18 protein-coding genes and 1 pseudogene are annotated in these 17,640 nt (G+C 68.0%); 8 read left to right on the plus strand and 11 right to left on the minus strand.

From position 1 onward, the window contains the following. Nucleotides 1–47: 47 nt before the first annotated feature. A complete protein-coding gene (gene hppD / locus AC3IRM_RS02725; protein WP_489205812.1) occupies nucleotides 48–1,115 on the plus strand; it encodes a 4-hydroxyphenylpyruvate dioxygenase in 1,068 nt (355 codons plus the stop codon). 196 nt (nucleotides 1,116–1,311) lie between these two features. Next, nucleotides 1,312–2,592, plus strand: a complete 1,281-nt coding sequence (hmgA, locus tag AC3IRM_RS02730) for a homogentisate 1,2-dioxygenase (protein ID WP_489205813.1) — start codon at nucleotides 1,312–1,314, stop codon at nucleotides 2,590–2,592. 16 nt (nucleotides 2,593–2,608) lie between these two features. Here the strand turns inward: hmgA and AC3IRM_RS02735 are convergent, their stop codons facing one another. Next, nucleotides 2,609–3,190 carry a hypothetical protein gene (locus tag AC3IRM_RS02735; protein WP_489204749.1) on the minus strand — a complete coding sequence of 194 codons (582 nt, stop codon included), beginning with the start codon at nucleotides 3,188–3,190 and terminating at the stop codon, nucleotides 2,609–2,611. A 115-nt stretch (nucleotides 3,191–3,305) separates the two neighbouring features. Here AC3IRM_RS02735 and AC3IRM_RS02740 point away from each other — a divergent pair, with 115 nt between their 5' ends. Beyond that, complete coding sequence (locus AC3IRM_RS02740; protein WP_489204750.1) at nucleotides 3,306–3,962, plus strand: lectin; 657 nt, start codon at nucleotides 3,306–3,308, stop codon at nucleotides 3,960–3,962. A 36-nt stretch (nucleotides 3,963–3,998) separates the two neighbouring features. Here the strand turns inward: AC3IRM_RS02740 and AC3IRM_RS02745 are convergent, their stop codons facing one another. The 6 genes and pseudogenes from AC3IRM_RS02745 to AC3IRM_RS02770 all read right to left on the minus strand — a co-directional run. After that, nucleotides 3,999–4,376 (minus strand): Na+/H+ antiporter subunit G, encoded by a 378-nt coding sequence (locus AC3IRM_RS02745; RefSeq protein WP_489204751.1) that lies wholly within the window; start codon nucleotides 4,374–4,376, stop codon nucleotides 3,999–4,001. Continuing rightward, nucleotides 4,373–4,642, minus strand: a complete 270-nt coding sequence (locus AC3IRM_RS02750) for a K+/H+ antiporter subunit F (RefSeq protein WP_310152095.1) — start codon at nucleotides 4,640–4,642, stop codon at nucleotides 4,373–4,375. The genes AC3IRM_RS02745 and AC3IRM_RS02750 overlap by 4 nt, the downstream gene beginning before the upstream one ends. Next, complete coding sequence (locus AC3IRM_RS02755) at nucleotides 4,639–5,127, minus strand: Na+/H+ antiporter subunit E (protein WP_310237111.1); 489 nt, start codon at nucleotides 5,125–5,127, stop codon at nucleotides 4,639–4,641. Before AC3IRM_RS02755 ends, AC3IRM_RS02750 begins: the two co-directional genes overlap by 4 nt. Continuing rightward, nucleotides 5,124–6,653: a monovalent cation/H+ antiporter subunit D gene (locus tag AC3IRM_RS02760; RefSeq protein ID WP_489204752.1), complete on the minus strand. Its 1,530-nt coding sequence runs from the start codon at nucleotides 6,651–6,653 to the stop codon at nucleotides 5,124–5,126. Before AC3IRM_RS02760 ends, AC3IRM_RS02755 begins: the two co-directional genes overlap by 4 nt. Next, the gene (locus tag AC3IRM_RS02765) at nucleotides 6,650–7,015 is read right to left on the minus strand and encodes a Na+/H+ antiporter subunit C (protein WP_489204753.1); all 366 of its coding nucleotides are present in this window, start codon (nucleotides 7,013–7,015) and stop codon (nucleotides 6,650–6,652) included. Before AC3IRM_RS02765 ends, AC3IRM_RS02760 begins: the two co-directional genes overlap by 4 nt. A gap of 29 nt (nucleotides 7,016–7,044) precedes the next feature. Beyond that, nucleotides 7,045–9,792: pseudogene (locus tag AC3IRM_RS02770) on the minus strand (monovalent cation/H+ antiporter subunit A); the annotation flags it as partial. A 113-nt stretch (nucleotides 9,793–9,905) separates the two neighbouring features. Here AC3IRM_RS02770 and AC3IRM_RS02775 point away from each other — a divergent pair. Beyond that, a complete protein-coding gene (locus AC3IRM_RS02775) occupies nucleotides 9,906–10,802 on the plus strand; it encodes an NAD-dependent epimerase/dehydratase family protein (RefSeq protein WP_489204754.1) in 897 nt (298 codons plus the stop codon). 25 nt (nucleotides 10,803–10,827) lie between these two features. Here AC3IRM_RS02775 and AC3IRM_RS02780 read toward each other — a convergent pair whose 3' ends face one another. The 3 genes from AC3IRM_RS02780 to AC3IRM_RS02790 form a co-directional block, all read right to left on the minus strand. After that, nucleotides 10,828–11,721 (minus strand): DMT family transporter, encoded by an 894-nt coding sequence (locus AC3IRM_RS02780; protein ID WP_489204755.1) that lies wholly within the window; start codon nucleotides 11,719–11,721, stop codon nucleotides 10,828–10,830. Nucleotides 11,722–11,798: 77 nt separating this feature from the next. Next, complete coding sequence (locus tag AC3IRM_RS02785; protein ID WP_489204756.1) at nucleotides 11,799–12,287, minus strand: Mpo1 family 2-hydroxy fatty acid dioxygenase; 489 nt, start codon at nucleotides 12,285–12,287, stop codon at nucleotides 11,799–11,801. Between the two features lie 69 nt (nucleotides 12,288–12,356). Then, nucleotides 12,357–13,253 (minus strand): phosphoribosylaminoimidazolesuccinocarboxamide synthase, encoded by an 897-nt coding sequence (locus tag AC3IRM_RS02790; protein ID WP_489204757.1) that lies wholly within the window; start codon nucleotides 13,251–13,253, stop codon nucleotides 12,357–12,359. A 110-nt stretch (nucleotides 13,254–13,363) separates the two neighbouring features. On the opposite strand from AC3IRM_RS02790, the gene AC3IRM_RS02795 reads away from it, so the two are divergent. Continuing rightward, nucleotides 13,364–13,705 carry a J domain-containing protein gene (locus tag AC3IRM_RS02795; protein WP_159677726.1) on the plus strand — a complete coding sequence of 114 codons (342 nt, stop codon included), beginning with the start codon at nucleotides 13,364–13,366 and terminating at the stop codon, nucleotides 13,703–13,705. 311 nt (nucleotides 13,706–14,016) lie between these two features. Here AC3IRM_RS02795 and AC3IRM_RS02800 read toward each other — a convergent pair whose 3' ends face one another. Further along, the gene (locus tag AC3IRM_RS02800) at nucleotides 14,017–14,862 is read right to left on the minus strand and encodes an outer membrane protein (protein ID WP_489204758.1); all 846 of its coding nucleotides are present in this window, start codon (nucleotides 14,860–14,862) and stop codon (nucleotides 14,017–14,019) included. 270 nt (nucleotides 14,863–15,132) lie between these two features. On the opposite strand from AC3IRM_RS02800, the gene rpe reads away from it, so the two are divergent. From rpe to yegS, 3 genes are all read left to right on the plus strand, one after another. Next, nucleotides 15,133–15,816 (plus strand): ribulose-phosphate 3-epimerase, encoded by a 684-nt coding sequence (gene rpe / locus AC3IRM_RS02805; protein ID WP_489204759.1) that lies wholly within the window; start codon nucleotides 15,133–15,135, stop codon nucleotides 15,814–15,816. Then, complete coding sequence (rraA, locus tag AC3IRM_RS02810) at nucleotides 15,813–16,298, plus strand: ribonuclease E activity regulator RraA (protein WP_489204760.1); 486 nt, start codon at nucleotides 15,813–15,815, stop codon at nucleotides 16,296–16,298. The genes rpe and rraA overlap by 4 nt, the downstream gene beginning before the upstream one ends. A gap of 321 nt (nucleotides 16,299–16,619) precedes the next feature. Next, on the plus strand, nucleotides 16,620–17,570 hold the full coding sequence (yegS, locus tag AC3IRM_RS02815; protein WP_489204761.1) for a lipid kinase YegS: 951 nt from the start codon (nucleotides 16,620–16,622) through the stop codon (nucleotides 17,568–17,570). Nucleotides 17,571–17,640 lie beyond the last annotated feature (70 nt).

The raw sequence follows: 17,640 nt of genomic DNA on the forward strand, positions 1-17,640 counted from the left end.
CGGAGTATCCCATGAGCGCTCACGCACACACCGCCCCCAATCTCGGCATGGAAGTGACCACGTTCGAGAACCCGATGGGCATCGACGGCTTCGAGTTCGTCGAGTTCGCCGCGCCTGCGGGCCAGGCGGATTTCATGCACGCCTATTTCCGCAACATGGGCTTCACCGCGGTGCTCAAGCACCGGTCGCGGGCGATCACCGTGTACCGGCAGGGTGGCGTGAACTTCCTGCTCAACGAAGACCCGGATTCCTTCGCCGCCGAGTTCGCCAAAGCGCACGGACCGTCGGCGTGTGGCTTCGCGATCCGTTTCAAACAGCCGGCGAACGAGGTCTACGGCAAGGTGCTCGAGAACGGCGGCGAAGCGATCGGTGCGCGCGAATCGAGCAAGGCCGTCGACGCACCGGTGGTCAAGGGCATCGGCGATTGCATGCTGTATCTGGTCGACCGCTATGGCGCGTCGGGTTCGATGTATGACGACTACGTCGCGATCGACGGCGCCGACCAGCACCCGACCGGGTTCGGTCTGACCTTCATCGACCATCTCACGCACAACCTCTACTTCGGCAACATGCAGAAGTGGTCGGACTACTACGAGAAGCTGTTCAACTTCCGCGAGATCCGCTACTTCGACATCAAGGGCGCCAAAACCGGCCTGAAGTCGAAGGCGATGACCGCGCCGGACGGCGTGGTGCGCATTCCGCTCAACGAGTCGAACGATCCGAAGTCGCAGATCAACGAGTACCTCGATGCGTACAAGGGCGAGGGCATCCAGCACATCGCCTGTTTCACCGACGACATCTACGCGACGATCGAACGGATGCGCGAGAAGGGCATCTCCTTCCTCGATACGCCGGAAACCTACTTCGATGTCATCGACCAGCGTATCCCCGAGCATGGCGAGGACGTCGAGCGCCTGCGCCGCAACAAGATCCTGATCGACGCCGATCCCGAGACCAAGCAGCGCAAGCTGCTGCAGATCTTCACCACCAACGCGTTCGGTCCGATCTTCTTCGAGATCATCCAGCGCAAGGGCAACGAGGGCTTCGGCGAAGGCAACTTCCAGGCGCTGTTCGAGAGCATCGAACGCGACCAGATGAAGCGCGGCGTGCTCTGACACATCGATGCAGCGTCGCATTCCGCGCCCGTGAGGCGCGGGGCGACGCAGGCGGCAGGGCTGCAGCCGTGGTGCCTGCACACGCGGGCAGGCGCGGCACAACATTTTCCCGGGTGAAGTGATGAACGCATCGACCGACGACACCGTCATTCCGTTGCCGCGCAACGGCGCGCACGCGCCCGCGCCGCGTGAGTACATGTCCGGTTTCGGCAACGAATTCGCGACCGAGGCCGAGCCCGGCACCTTGCCTATCGGCCGCAACTCGCCGCAGCGGGTCGCGCATGGCCTGTATGCAGAGCAGCTGTCGGGCACCGCGTTCACCGCGCCACGCGGCGAGAACCGACGCAGCTGGCTGTACCGCATCCGCCCGGCGGCGATGCACGGCACGTTCTCGCCGTTCCAGCAGCCGCGCTTCCACGACGGATTCGATCGCGGCCCGGTGCCGCCGGACCAGATGCGCTGGAGCCCGTTGCCGATCCCGGAGACGCCGGTCGATTTCGTCGATGGTCTGTTCTCGATGGCCGGCACCGGTGGTCCCGGCGCGCATGAGGGCGTGGGCATCCACGTCTATGCGGCGAACGCGTCGATGACCGATCGCTTTTTCTACAGCGCCGACGGCGAGCTGCTGCTCGTGCCGCAGCAGGGACGCCTGGTGCTGGCGACCGAGTTCGGCGTGCTCGACGTCGAGCCGCAGGAGATCGCAGTGATCCCACGCGGTGTGCGCTTCCGCGTCGAACTGCCCGATGGCCCGAGCCGCGGCTACGTCTGCGAGAACCAGGGCCTTGCGATGCGCCTGCCTGATCTCGGCCCGATCGGCGCGAACGGGCTCGCCAATCCGCGCGATTTCCTCGCGCCCGTGGCCGCGTACGAAGACATCGAAGGCGATTTCACCCTGATCGCCAAGTTCCAGGGCCACCTGTGGCAGGCGCCGATCGATCACTCGCCACTCGATGTCGTCGGTTGGCACGGCAATTACGCGCCGTACAAATACGACCTGCGCCGCTTCAATGCGATCGGCTCGATCAGCTTCGACCATCCCGATCCGAGCATCTTCACCGTGCTCACCTCGCCCAGCGACACGCCCGGCACCGCGAACATGGATTTCGCGATCTTCCCGCCGCGCTGGCTGGTCGCGCAGGACACGTTCCGCCCACCGTGGTTCCACCGCAACGTCGCCAGCGAGTTCATGGGCCTGGTGCACGGCCAGTACGACGCCAAGGCCGACGGTTTCTCGCCCGGCGCGTGCTCGCTGCACAACTGCATGAGTGGACACGGTCCGGACGCGGCGACGTTCGAGAAGGCCAGCGCGGCCGATCTGTCGAAGCCGGACGTCATCAGCGGCACGATGGCCTTCATGTTCGAGACGCGCGCAGTGATCCGGCCGACGCGGCAGGCGCTGGATGCCGTGCACCGCCAGGGCGATTACCAGGATTGCTGGGCGGGGTTGCAGCGCAACTTCGTACCGCCGCGCGGCTGAGCGATGCGCGGTGGCGTCAGGCCACCGCGCCGTCTGCGCTTTCGAGCGAGAGTGCGGCCAGCGCCGGCAGGTGCGGCTCCGGTAGGACCTCGGCCACGCGTTCGCGCACGCGTGATGCGTATCCGGCCTTGGTGAAGGCTGGCAAGCCAGCAATCGCATCGAGGATGGCGGCAACGGTCGCAGCCTCGTCTGCGCTGCCGACCAGGCGCGCGCGCAATTCAACCGCGGCCGGCGCGCGCTGGAGCTCCAGCATGCTTTGCACGTAGATGCGCGCCGCGCTCAGCGACCGGCGGCGTGCTGTGACGTGTTGCAAGGGCGGCGCGCCATGGACGACGCCAGCAGGCGCGGGTGCAGGCGAGGCGCCGGCCGCATCGACTGCTTCGAGATAGCCCAGCACCTGCAACTGCAACAGCAACGCGGGCGTATCCGGCCCGAGCATCCGCGTGAGTTCGGGCGTCGTGCGCTGCCCGTCGCAGAGGATCAGCGCGCGGCGCTGCCGCAGGTCGAGCGGCGCGCCATGGGTGGCCAGCGCGCAATGTGCGAGTTCGGTCTTGCGGGCAGGCACGGACAGCGGCTTCCAGCGGCAGGCGTGCAGCATGGAAAGTCACGATGAAACGTCCGTGACAGGGACGGCCGCCCACCTCGATCCCCGGGCCACATCCTGTTCACGGGCGCGCGCTAGTCTCGCCCGGTCACTGTCCAGGAGCTTTCGCATGCATTTCCATCGCGCCTTGCCGGCCATCGCCGTGCTGTCCCTCGCGCTCGCCGCCTGCCAGGGCGAAACGCCGCCTGCCGAGCCTGTTGCCCCGGCGTCCGCGCCGGCCGATCCCGCAGCGCCTGCTCCCGTCGGCGACCAGCCCGACGCGCACGTGCCGCCGGCCACTGCGATGGGCACGAATGTGCCCGAGGTTGTTGACGGCGTGGTGACCTTCCAGGGTTTCGGCCCCGCTGTTTTCGGCAGCGACGCCGAGCAGGTCCGCATGGCCTGGGGCAACGATCTCGGCGACGCCTCGCCCTCCGAACCGGGCGGCTGCTATTACCTGACACCGCCGCCGGTGGGCACCACGCGCTACGACATCGGCTTCATGATCGAGGGCGACCGCTTCTCGCGTATCGATGTCGGCAACGACGGCTATACCGCGCCAGGCGGTGGCAAGGTCGGCATGGCGCGTGCGGAAATCGAGCGGGTGTATGCAGGCCGGGTCGAGGCATCCCCGCACAAGTACGTCGAAGGTGCGCACACGCTGCGCGTGACCGATACCGGCGGCGGCACATCCGCGCTGGTGTTCGAGACCGATGCAGGCGGCACGGTGACCGGCTGGCGCGTCGGCGTGCCGCCGCAGGTCGATTACGTCGAACGTTGTGGTTGAAGCCTGACGCCGGGTCGCGCGTGTCGCGGCCCGGTTTCAGTTGCGGTCGGACGGTGCCGGATCCTCGCGATCGACCATGCGCTCGTCCGCATCCGGTGTGCGCTCGGGATGTGGCGGGCGCTCGTCCATCAGCGACAGCGCTGCGCGCGACATGAGATGTGCACTGATCGGTGCGGTCAGGAACAGGAATACGGTGATCAGCAGCTCGCGTGGATGCACGCCGCTGCCGTTGACCCAGTGGTAGATGATCGACGCGAACAGGATGCAGCCCACGCCCAGCGTGCTGGCTTTCGCCGGTCCGTGCAGGCGACGGAAGAAGTCCGACAGCTTCACCATCGCCACGCCGCCGAGCAGGGTGAAGAAACAGCCGATCACCAGCAGGGTCACGACGACGATCTCGAAGAGGGTGCTCATTCGACGATATCCCTCCGGATGACGTACTTGCTCAGCACCACGGTGCCGACGAAGCCGAGCATCGCGATGATCAGCGCCGCCTCGAAGTACACCTCGGTGTCGAGCAGCATGCCGAACAGGATGAGCTGCGCGATCGCGCTGATGTACAGCGTGTCCAGCGCGAGGATGCGGTCGGGTGCGGTGGGGCCGCGCAACAGGCGCCACAGCGCAAAGATCATGGCGAGGCCGACCAGATGCATGCCGGCGACGATGACGATGTCGATCATGGAAAGATCTCCCTCAGCGGCGCTTCGTACCGGGTCTTGATCTGCATCACCAGCGCGTCGGGATCGTCGACGCTCAGGCAATGCAGCAGCAGGTACCGCCGGTCTTCGGACAGCTCGGCCGACACGGTGCCGGGCGTCAGCGTGCAGACGCTGGCGAGCGCGGAAATGCCGTGGATGTTGGTCAGGTCCAGCGGCACCCAGACGAACTGCGATTTGAGTCGCGATTCGGGCCCCAGCACCTGGCGGGCGACCGTGACGTTGGCGACCACGATGTCGCGCAGCACGACGCCCATCAGGCGCAGGCCCCCGCGCAGCCGGCCCAGGCGCGCGAACTCGCGTTCCAGGCGCGCGGCCAGCAGCGGCATCAACCAGGCCAGCAGCAGCGCGAGGATCACGTTGCCCGCGCTCACGTCCTGGGCCATCAGCAGCCAGAACGCGAAGACCGTCAGGCTCTGCGGGATCGAAGGCAGCATGCGACGCTTCATCGTGCGGGCTCCCGGATCAGCGGCGCGGTGTCACGCAACACCTGGATGTAGGTGTCCACGTCCAGCACCTGCGCGGCCGCGGCGTCGGTGTAGCGCAGCACCGGGCCGGCGAACAGCGTCATCGCCACGCCGTACCCCAACAGGATCACCGTGGCGGCGATTTCCGAGCGCCGCAATGGCGGGCCGGGCGTGGTGTCGGGCGCGGGATCGACCCGCCAGAACAGCCGCGTGCCGCTGCGCGACAGGCCGATGATCGTCATCAGGCTGCTGCCCAGGATCACGGTCCAGATCCAGCCCATCTGGGCCTCGGGCACCGAGTTGAGCAGCTGCAGCTTGCCGATGAAGCCCGACAGCGGCGGCAGGCCTGCGATCGATACCGCGGCGATCAGGAACAGCGCTGCCGGCAGCGTCTTGTTCGGCATCGAGGCGATCGGCATCAGATAGTCGCCGTTGCTGCCGCGATGGCGCTGGATGATGTCGGCCAGCAGGAACAACGCGGCGCTGACAAACACGCTGTGCGCCAGGTAATAGAGACCTGCCGAGATCGCACCGGCATTGCCCAGCGAGAACGCCACGAACAGCGTGCCGGCCGACAGCAGCACCAGATAAGCCACGCCGATGCGCAGCCGCGGTGCGCCGATGACGCCGAGCGCGGCGAGGACGACCGTCGCCGCGCCGGCGGGCAGCAGCCAGTCCCAGGCGATGTTCGCCAGAGGCCCCGCGGCCTCGCCGAACATCAGCGTGTAGACGCGCAGGATCGCGTACAGACCGACCTTGGTCATCACCGTGAACAGCGCCGCGACCGCGGCGGGCGCGCGCGCATAGGCCTCGGGCAGCCACAGGTACAGCGGCAGCAGCGCAGCCTTGGCGCAGAACACCAGCAGCAGGAGCCCGGCGCCGGCGTGGATCAGCATCGTCCGCTCCGGCGGCGCGACTGCGATGCGTGCCGCCATCTCGGTCATGTTGAGCGTGCCGAGCATGCCGTAGAGCAGGCCGAGTGCGAGCAGGAACACCACCGAAGCCGCGATGTTGAACACCACGTAATGCATGCCGGCCTTGATCCGTGCACCACGCGCGCCGCTGAGCAGCAGGCCGTAGGACGCGATCAGCATCACTTCGAAGAACACGAACAGGTTGAACAGGTCGCCGGTCAGGAACGCGCCGTTGAGACCGGCCAGCTGCATCTGGAACAGGGCATGGAAATGCAGCGCACGCTTGTCCCAGCCCGCGCACGCGTACAGCAGACAGGGAATCGCCAGCAGCGTGGTGGTGAGCACCATCAGCGTCGACAGGCGGTCGGCCACCAGCGTGATGCCGAGGCGCGCCGGCCAGTCGCCGAGCAGGTAGACGAGCATGTCCTCGCGTTGCACCTGCACCAGCAGCGCGACATTGACCGCCAGCAGCGCGAGCATGCCGATCCACGCCCAGGTCCGCAGCACCGAGGTGCGATGGCGGCGCTCGAGCAGCAGGAGCAACGCGCCGGTGACAATGGGCACCAGGACGGGAAGCACGGGCAGATGGTTCATCGCGCGCCTCCCTGCTGCTGCTCGTCGGGTTCCTCACCGTCGACGTGGTCGGTGTGCAGGTCTGCGTGCTCGCGCATCGCCACCACGACCGCGACCGCGGTCATCGCGAACGCGATCACGATGGCGGTCAGCACCAGCGCCTGGGGCAGCGGGTCGGCGTAGTTGGCGAGCGTATGCTCGACGCCGTCGCGCAGCACCGGCGGCTTGCCGACGACCGGTCGGCCGGCGGCAAAGATCATCAGGTTGGTCGCATACGACAGCAGGGTCAGGCCGAGGATCACATCGAAGGTGCGTGCACGCAGCATCAGGTACAGACCCGACGCGGCCAGCACGCCGATGGCGGTGGCGATTGCGAATTCCATCAGTGCACCTCCTGCTGGGCCTGGCGATGTTTGACCGTACCCAGCGTGGCGAGCATCAGCAGCGTGCCGGAGAACACCACGAAATAGACGCCGGTATCGAAGACCAGCGCGCTGGCCAGCGGCAGCATGCCGATCAGCGGCAGTTCCAGATCGAGGTGGCCACTGGTCATGTACGGCAACCCGAACCACCACGAGCCCACGCCGCCCAGCACTGCCAGCAGCAGGCCGATCGCGATGCCGCGCAGGTAGTCGAAGCCGAACGTGGCCTCGACCACGCGCGCGCCCTGCAGCACGTACATCACCAGCACCGGCACCGCGAACACCAGGCCGGCGATGAAGCCGCCGCCCGGCGCGTTGTGACCGCGCAGGAACAGGTAGATCGAGACCGTCAGTGCCAGCGGGAACAGCAACTGGGTCAGGTCGGTGGCGATCGGCAGGTGCACGGGCGGGCCGGGCATGATCTCGTCCGGCTCCAGGCGCGACCAGCGCAGCAGGGCATGCACCACCAGCGCAGCGACGCCGAACACGGCGATCTCGCCGAAGGTATCGAAGCCGCGGAAGTCGACCAGGGTCACGTTGACCACGTTGCGGCCGTAGGCTTCGGGCAGCGCACGCACCAGCAGCTCGCTGGAGATCGTGTCGGCCGGCGACATCATCATCGCGTAGGCCAGCACCGCCAGGCCGCCGCCGGCGACGACCGCGAGCGCGAGATCACGCGCCCGGCGCAGCGGCCGATGCGAGACCTTGGACTGCTTGGGCAGATAGTTCAGCGCCATCATCATCAGCGCGATGGTCACCATCTCGACCAGCAGCTGGGTCAGCGCCAGATCCGGCGCCGAGAGATAGACGAACACCAGGCTGACCGCCAAACCGACCGCGCCGATGACGACCAGTGCGGTCAGGCGCTTGGCGTGGACGACCACGGTGCCGACGGTCGCGGCGATCAACAGTCCCCACAGCACCCAGCCGATCACCGGCAGCGGTTGCGGCGCGCCCAGACCCATCAGCAGGGGCAGGGTGCGGCCCAGCATCGGGACGCCGGCCAGCACCACGCCGACCGCGATCATCAGGAACAGGCTGCGCTGCAGGCTGCCGTTGGCGACGCGCGCGGTGAACCGGCGGGCCAGCGCGAACAACGCCTCGACGTTGACATGGAAGGCGTTGCGCCCGATCGAGCGGGTGACCACCGCGTGGAAATCCAGCAGCCGGCGCAGGCCGAAGTACAGCGCCACGCCGAGCACCAGGCTGGCGATGCTCATCATCAGCGGCAGGTTGAAGCCGTGCCAGACCGACAGGCTGAATTCCGGCGCGGCATCGCCCAGCGTGCCGCGGACCATCGTGTGCAGCAGCGGGCCGATGGTCAGCGCCGGGATCATGCCGACGATCACGCACAGGATCGCCAGTACGCCGACCGGAATGCGCATCCAGCGCGGCGGCTCGTGCGGCACCACGTCGAGCGCGCGCGGGCCGTTGCCGAAGAAGGTGTCGTGCACGAAGCGCAGGCTGTAGGCGATGCCGAAGATGCCCGCCAGCAGCGCGGCGATGCTGAGGATCACCCGCATCGTGCCGTGGCCACCGATCTCCAGTGCTTCGGCAAAGAACATTTCCTTCGACAGGAAGCCGTTGAGCAGCGGGATGCCGGCCATCGCCAGCGACGCGACGATTGCCAGCGCGCTGGTCATCGGCATGTAGCGTCTGAGATTGCCCAGCCGCCGCATGTCGCGCGTCCCGCACTCGTGGTCGATGATGCCGGCGGCCATGAACAGCGAGGCCTTGAACGTCGCGTGGTTGAGGATGTGGAACAGACCCGCGACCACCGCCATCTCGGTCGAGATGCCGAACAGCAGCGTGATCAGGCCGAGGTGGGAGATCGTCGAGTACGCCAGCAGGCCCTTGAGGTCGTGCTGGAAGATCGCGAACCAGGCGCCGACCAGCAGGGTCGTCGCGCCGACGCTGGTGACCACGTAGAAGAAGAGATCCGTGCCGGCGAGCGCCGGATGCAGGCGCGCCAGCAGGAACACGCCGGCCTTCACCATCGTCGCCGAGTGCAGATAGGCTGACACCGGCGTCGGCGCGGCCATCGCGTGCGGCAGCCAGAAGTGGAACGGGAACTGCGCGCTCTTGGTGAAGATGCCGAGCAGCACCAGCGCCAGCGCCCACGGATACAGATGGCTGGCGCGGATCAGGTCGCCGGAGGCCAGCACCACGTCGAGGTCGTAGCTGCCGACGATGCGGCCGATCAGCAGCACGCCGCCGAGCAGCGCCAGGCCGCCCATGCCGGTGATCGTCAGCGCCATGCGCGCGCCCTGGCGGGCGTCCTGGCGATGCGACCAGAAGCCGATCAGCAGGAACGAGCTGATCGAAGTCAGCTCCCAGAAGATCGCGAGCAGCAACAGGTTGCCGGCAGTGACCATGCCGACCATCGCGCCCATGAAGAGCATCAGATAGGTGAAGAACCGCCGCGGGCTGTCCTTCGCCGACAGGTAGTAGTGGCCGTACAGCACCACCAGGCCGCCGATTCCGAGCACCAGCAGGCCGAACGTCCAGGCCAGTCCGTCGATACGCAGGCTGAAATCGAGCCCGGCCTCGGGAATCCAGGCATAACTCGCCCGCGCGATTTCGCCGTCGAAGACGCTGCCTGCCAGCAGCGCGAGGATGCCCAGTCCGAGCAGGGGGGCCAGGCCGGCGAGCACGGCAATGCTGCGACGGGAGGCATTGCGCGACAGCGCAATGACCAGCGCCAGCACGAAGGGCAGGGCCAATAGAAGTTCGAGCATCGGGCTCCTTGTGGAGGCAGGTCGGCCAGTCGGCCGGCGGGTCACGCAAGGGCCGAACAGTCTAACCGATGCCTGTCGACGGCGGGTGGTCGCGGCCCGATATGCTATGTCCCATGACGTCGACGCCTGCCGTTCCGCCCGCCCGCCCGCGTCATGCACTGGTCTTCGGTGCCAGCGGCGCGATCGGTGCCGCCCTGCTGGCGCGGCTGCTCAATGCGGGCTGGTCGGTCGACGCGCTCTCGCGCGTCGACCGCGCCGATGTCGGGCGACTGCGGTGGCATACGGGCGCATTCGATGCGATGCCGGGCACCCTGCCGGCCCGGGTCGACGCGATCTTCAGTTGCGGGCCGCTGGACCGGTTTTCGCTGTGGTACGCCGGGTCCGCGATCGCGTGCCCGCGCATCGTCGCGTTCGGGTCGACCAGCGACGCGACCAAGCAGTCGGCCCGGGACCCGGCCGAACGTGAGCTGGCCACGCGCCTGCGCACGTCGGGCGAGCGTGTGTTCGCGGCGGCCGGCGCGCGTGGCGCGACGGCGACCCTGCTTCGGCCGACGCTGGTCTACGGCAGCGGGCGCGATCGCAACCTCAGCCTGATCGTCGCGCTGGCGCGTCGCGCCGGCGTGTTCGTGCTGCCCATGGATGCGCGCGGCAGACGCCAGCCGGTGCATGTCGACGATCTCGCCGCGGCGGCGCAGGCCGCGCTCGACGCGCCCGCCGCGCACGGGCATGCCTTCGCATTGCCGGGCGGCGAGACCCTCGACTACCGCACGATGGTCGCCCGCACGCTGACCTGTCTGCGGCCCGCGCCGCGCCTGCTGGTGGTGCCGGGCGCGCTGTTCGATGCGGCGCTGTGGGCGGCGCATCGCGCCGGCCGCCTGCAGGGTCTGCCATCCGGCGCGGTGGCGCGCATGCGCGAGGATCTGGTGTTCGACGCCGCACCTGCACGCGAGGCGTTCGGCTATGCGCCGCGGGCGTTCCGCCCAGATCCCGCGATGTTCGGCGTCGCCTGACGCGCGCGTTCGCGCGCGGATCGGATTACGGTCCCGCCATCGGCTCCTCGACCAGCTTGCGCGATTTCTGCAGGGCGCGCAGCGCGATCACCAGCACGCCGCCGAGGACCATCGCGCCGCCGATCCACAGGCGTGGGCCCGGCCGGTCGCCCCAGAACGCGACGCCCAGCCCGATCGCCAGCACCGGCACCAGCAGCAGCCACGGCGTGACCATCGCGACCGGATAGCGCTGCATCAGCACGTAGTACAGGCCGTGGCCGAGCAGCGAGGACACGAACGCCGCATAGGCCGCGCCGCCCCAGCCGGCCCAACCGGCGTTGCCCAGTTGCGCGAGACCGCCAGGTTCGAACAGCAGGCTGATCGCCAGCAACGGCAGCACGCTGATTACCGCGGTCCAGCCCTGCATGTTCCACACGTCGACCTTGCGCAGCGGTTTCATCAACACCGTGCCGATCGCCAGCATCGCTGCCGACGCCAGCATCGTCAGCAGCGCGGTCGGGTTGGCCAGCACCACCGGATCGAAGCCCAGTACCAGCACGCCGCAGAAGCTCACGCCGATCGCCAGGCCCGTGCGCCAGGCGAAGCGCTCACCCAGCACCAGCCAGGCGAGCAGCGCCGTCATCGGGATGTAGCTCTGCATGACGATGGCCGGCGACGACAGGTCGCTCGACAGCCGCAGCGCGAGGAAGCTCAGGCCGAAATGCAGCACGCCGATGCACAGGCACACCGCGATCAGCCGCGGCCATTGCCCCGGGGCTGGTGGCCGCAGCAGCCACACCAGCGGCAGCGCCAGCATCGCGAAGCGCACGGCGGTAAACAGGAATGGCGGAATCTCGCGCAGCGCATTGGCCGAGACGAGGAAGTTCAGCGCCCAGGCGATGCAGACGAGGAGAACGAGAACGAGATCGCGGGGCGACACGGCGGGCACCGGAGACGGGCGCGCAAGCATCTCACGTCACCGGCGCTGCTTCCCGCGCAGCCGGGGAAGGTCGACGCTCAGTAACGCCAGCCGAGCCTGCGATACAGCTTCGCCAGTACCCAGGCCGGACCGATCAGCAGATACGTCAGATCCGTCAGGAAGCTCGGTTTCTGGCCTTCGACCTTGTGGCCGACGAACTGTGCGATCCAGGCCACGACGAACACCGCGATGGCGGCCGTCAGCAGTCCGCGCGTGCCCAGCGCCTGATGCAGCGCCCAGGTCAACGCCGCCAGCAGCAGGAACACCGCGAACATGCCGAATCCCAGTCGCGGCGACGCGCGCTGGTAGAACCGCCACGCGGCGAACATCGCCAGCGCCGCCCAGATGCCGGGCTTGAAGATCGTGCCGCCGGGAATGCACCACAACAACGCGATCACGCTCCACAGGATCGCCGGAACGGCGAACACGTGGATCCACTGGTTGGTGTCGTTTCGATGGTCGGCCGAATAGCTGGCGAACCAGCGGTCGATCGGACGCGTCTGCGCGTCGTCGTGTGTGGCGTTCATCCGCCCTCCCCGGGTCGATTCGTGTCGACGTTCGAGAATACCGGCAATCCGGCGCGCGGGACGCAGCCTTCAGTCGATCGAGATGTCGGCCAGCTTCTGCAGCGCTTCGGCGTAGCGCGCGCGGGTGCGTTCGATGACTTCGGCCGGCAACTTGGGGCCGGGCGCGGTCTTGTCCCAGTCCGTGGTTTCCAGATAGTCGCGGACGATCTGCTTGTCGTAGCTCGGAGGGCTGGTGCCCACTTCATACGCATCGGCCGGCCAGTAGCGCGACGAATCCGGGGTCAGCACCTCGTCCATGACATAGAGACGGCCGTCGGCATCAGTACCGAACTCGAATTTGGTGTCGGCGAGGATGATGCCGCGCTCGGCGGCATAGGCGGCCGCGAACGTGTACAGGCGTAGCGTGGCTTCGCGCACCTGCTCGGCGAGGTCGGCGCCGATGAGGCGGACCATCGTGTCGAAATCGATGTTCTCGTCATGGTCGCCGACGGCGGCCTTGGTCGACGGGGTGAAGATCGGCTGGGGCAGGCGCTCGGCCTGGCGCAGGCCGTCGGGCAGGGCGATGCCGCTGACGCGCCCGGTGCGCTGGTAATCCTTCCAGCCGCTGCCGATCAGATAGCCACGCGCGATCGCCTCGACCGGCACCGGCTTGAGCTTCTTCGTCACCACCGCGCGCTTCGCATACAGCGCCGGGTCGACGCCCTCGGGCAGCACGCTGTCGACATCGATGCCGGTCAGGTGGTTGGGCATCAGCGCCGCGGTCTGTTCGAACCAGAAATTGCTGATCTGGCAGAGCATCTCGCCCTTGCCGGGAATCGGATCCGGCAGCACCACGTCGAATGCGCTCAGGCGGTCGGTCGCGACGATCAGCAGGCGCTCGTCGCCGAGTTCGAACACGTCGCGGACCTTGCCGCGGTGACGCAGGTGAAGGCCGGGGAGGTTCGCTTCGAGCAGGGTCGTCGACACGGTTGACATTCCGGGTGGATCGCAAGCGGCCGGCAAGTGTAGTGCGAACCGCAGCGCCTTGCAGTGAGCCGCAACCGCTGGCATCACGGTGGCCGGCTACACTGTCGGCCATGCAACGCTGGTACGGAAAACTGCTGGGCTTCATCGCCGGATGGCTGCTGCTGCGCCACCCGGCCGGCGGCGTGATCGGCGCCGTCATCGGCCATGCTTTCGATGCCGGCTGGCTCGCGCCGCGTCGCTACAAGGATCACCAGGTGTTCGGTCTGGGTCCGGACGCGAGCCGCGAAGAGATCGACCAGGCCTATCGCAAACTGATTTCCCAGTACCACCCCGATCGCGTCGCAGGCGCAGCGCCGGAACTGCGCGCCCAGGCCGAAGCGCGCGCCGCCGAACTCAATGCCGCCTACGACCGCCTGCGTCGCGGCCGCGACGGCCGCAAGACGCGCCGCTGACGCGTCGCGCGTCTTCTCCGTCCGCAGCTTCGCGCGAGCCGACCGATCGCAGGATGGGTAGAGCGTAGCTGACCCATCGTTGCCATCCCGCCGCCCGCGACAGCAGTTCGCGGAGTAATGCTGCGCGCGCGCAGCGTGGGGTTCCGGGCGGACGACAGAACACACGGCATGGCATGCCTCATCCAGTCGCACGCGCAGTCCGTGGTGCGCAGAAGCGATGGGCTTCGCTGTGCTCCATCCGCTACAGACGCAAAAAAAAGAAGCCGGCTTGCGCCGGCTCCCTCATGACTCGGTGACGCTGTCGCGATGGATCAGAAGCGCCAGTTGACCGTGGCGCGCGCGGCGCCGTAGTCGAAGTCCTTGTCGCTGCGGCGCATGTCGGTGCCGGCCGGGTTGACGATCAGGAAGGGGTTGCTCGCAGGCGCGGTGCCCGGACCCGTGCGCACGCGCTGGTCGTCGGCTTCCAGGCTCGTGAACAGGTATTCCAGGCCGACCGACACGTTCTGGCCGAGCTTGCGCTCGTAACCCACGCCGGCCTGCCAGCCGAAGCCGGAGGTGTCGCCGTTGCTGGTGAACGAATTGGCGCCGTTGCTGGTGGTGAACTCGTTGTCGATCTTGGCATGCGCCATGCCGCCGGTCAGGTAGACCAGGTTCGCCGAGTCGGCGCCGAAGGCGTAGCCCGAACGCAGACGCAGGGCGGCGATGCGGTCGACCTTGCGGAACATCGTGTAATAGGCGGGCGTGGTGCTGAACGAGCTCACGGCATCGCGGACGTCGTTCGCGCCGTACTCGCCGACGACACCGAAGACCCAGCTGCCCATCTGCCAGTCGTAACCACCGCGCACGCCGTAATCGGCGCCGCCGCGGTTCTTGGTGCAGCCTGCCGCAGGCGTCGCGCCCTGGGCCGCGCCGTTGCAGGAGCCGGGCGAGAACGCGTCGGCGCCGGCGCCGGTGCGCACGGTGTCACCGTACACGCGGTCGAGATTGGTATCGAAGATGAAGCGGTCGTCGCTGTTGTCTTCGGGGCTGTCCACGACACCGCCGTACAGACCGACGTAGCCGCCGGTCCAGGTGTCGTCGGTGGACTGGGCAAATGCGGCGCCGGTGCTGGCGGCGAGCAGCGCGATGCTGGCGGATGCGGCGTGGATCATCTTCATGGGGTAGCTCTCCATTCTTGTTTTTGCCGGCCGAACTCTGTCGGCGCGGTGCGGGGCACGGTCGCCGGGGGACGGCCGCGCGAGAGAGATACGCAGGCAAGCGTGACGGGGGATGCATCCACGCATCAGATAAATGAATGAATGCGGCTATGAAGTTCAGGGATCTCGCCGGAAGGACCGTGGGGGGTGCGGGGCTGCCGCGGGTTCCACGCCTTAGAATGTCGCGCTGCGGCCGTCAGTCCGCGCCCACTTCACGATCTGGAATCGCCCATGCAGCCCGCCGTCATCGCGCCTTCGATCCTGTCCGCGAACTTCGCCCGTCTCGGCGAGGAGGTCGACAACGTGCTCGCCGCCGGCACCGACTGGGTGCATTTCGACGTGATGGACAACCATTACGTGCCGAACCTGACGATCGGCCCGATGATCTGCGAGGCGCTGCGCAAGCACGGCGTGACCGCGCCGATCGACGTCCACCTGATGGTCGAGCCGGTGGACCGCATCGTGCCCGACTTCGCCAAGGCCGGCGCGTCGCTGATCAGCTTCCATCCCGAGGCCAGCCGCCACGTGCACCGCACGATCCAGCTGATCAAGGCCGAAGGGTGCCAGGCCGGTCTCGTGCTCAATCCGGCGACGCCGCTCGATGTCCTCGACTACGTGCTGGAGGATCTCGACATGGTGCTGTTGATGTCGGTCAATCCCGGCTTCGGCGGCCAGGCCTTCATTCCGTCGACGCTCGACAAGCTGCGTCAGGTGCGCGCGCGCATCGACGCGACCGGCAAGCCGATCCGGCTCGAGATCGACGGTGGCGTGAAGCCGGACAACATCGGCGAGATCGCCGCGGCGGGCGCCGACACCTTCGTCGCCGGTTCGGCGATCTTCGGCAAGCCGGACTACCGCGCGGTGGTCGAGGCGATGCGCGCCGAGATCGCACGCGCGACCTCACTGCGCGCGTGAGCACGGGCATCGTCACCTGCGATCTCTGCGACGCGCACCCGGATGCGGTGCGCGTGCTCGATCTGCCGCTGCGCGATTTTGGTGGGCGTATCGCGTTCGCCGGCATCGTCAGCACGGTGCTCGCGCTGGAGGACAATTCGCGCGTGCGCGAGGCTGTTGCAGAGCCTGGCGCGGGCCGCGTGCTGGTGATCGATGGCGGCGGCGCCACGCGCCGTTCGATGCTCGGCGACCTGCTGGCCGAACAGGCGGTCGCCAACGGCTGGGCCGGGGTGCTGGTGCATGGCGCGATCCGCGACAGCGTCGCGATCGGCCAGCTCGATCTCGGCGTCAAGGCACTGGGCACGGTGCCGCTGAAGACCGAGAAGCGCGGGCAGGGCGTGCGCGATGTGTCGGTGACCTTCGGCGGCATGACGATCCGGCCCGGCGACTGGCTGGCCGCGGATTCGGATGGTGTGCTGGTGGCGGATCGGCCGCTGGTCTGAGCGCTGCACGTTCGTCCGGTGTTCGAGCATCCGGGAATTACCGGGCATTCGCCCTTACCCGCCCTCACCCCACCGTCCGCGCTGTGGACGGTTCCCCCCTCTCCCGCGCATGCGGGAGAGGGGCCTCGGCATCCTCCGCTGCGCGGAAGATGCATTTTGTTTTGGAGGCTGATCCTGCCTCCGCCCGTCGTCCCTGCTATGGCCTTCCATGCTCCGGGCGTTCGATGACCGGCTGATGACACGCGTGAGGACCGATTAACGGCGGCGCGTCGGGCATCCGCTACGCTCCGCGCCACCTCCACCACCCGCACGACCGCCCGCATGCCTGCACCGCTTTGGCGCCTGATCCTCAATGGCAAATCCGCGGACGACGAGGCCGTGCGCAACGCGGTCGCGGCCATCCGTGCGCGCGGGGTCCATATCGATGTCCGGGTGACCTGGGAAGCCGGCGACGCCGAGCGATACGTCGCCGAGGCGCTGGTGGAGTCGGTGGACACGATCATCGCGGCCGGCGGCGACGGCACGCTCAATGCCGTGGTCTCGGTGCTCGCCGCGCAGTCCGCCGATGCGAATGACCTGCCGTCGCTGGCGCTGCTGCCGCTCGGCACCGCCAACGATTTCGCGACTGCTGCCGAACTTCCCGAATTGCCGGAAAATGCGTTGGCCCTGGCGCTCGACAGGCCGGCCGTGCCGGTCGACGTGCTGCGCATCGAAACCGGGGAGGGTGTGCACTGGTGCGCGAATCTCGGTTCCGGTGGCTTCGGCACGCAGGTGACCGTGGAGACGCATGCCGGACTGAAGAAAGTACTCGGCGGACTCGCGTACTTCATCACCGGCCTGTCGCGCCTCGGCCGCATCGAGCCGCTACAGGCGCGGATCACCGGGCCGGATTTCGCGTGGGCTGGCGATTTCATCGCATTGGGCATCGGCAACGGCCGTCAGGCCGGCGGCGGGCAGGCGCTGTGTCCCGATGCCTGCATCGACGACGGCCTGATCGACGTCACCATCGTTCCCGAACTCGAAGGCGAGCTGGTCAACACGTTGCGCACCGCGCTGACCGAGGGCAAGGTCGCCGCGCTGGACCAGGTCGCCGTGCGCGCGCAGCTGACCGAGCTCGTCGTCGAGTCGGACACGCCGCTGGTGCTCAATCTCGATGGCGAGCCCGCGCGCGCGCGCCGGTTTGCGATCACCTGCGTGCCCGGACGTCTGCGGCTGCACCTGCCGCAGGACTGCCCGCTGCTCGTCGGGTCCCGGCGCGCCGCCACGGCCTGAGGCTGTCGCGCGTTTCCGGCCGAGCCGCTACAGTAGCCGCCATGCACGCGTCCGCACTCCCGCATTTCCG

The organism is Luteimonas sp. KH_071, assembly GCF_057838005.1.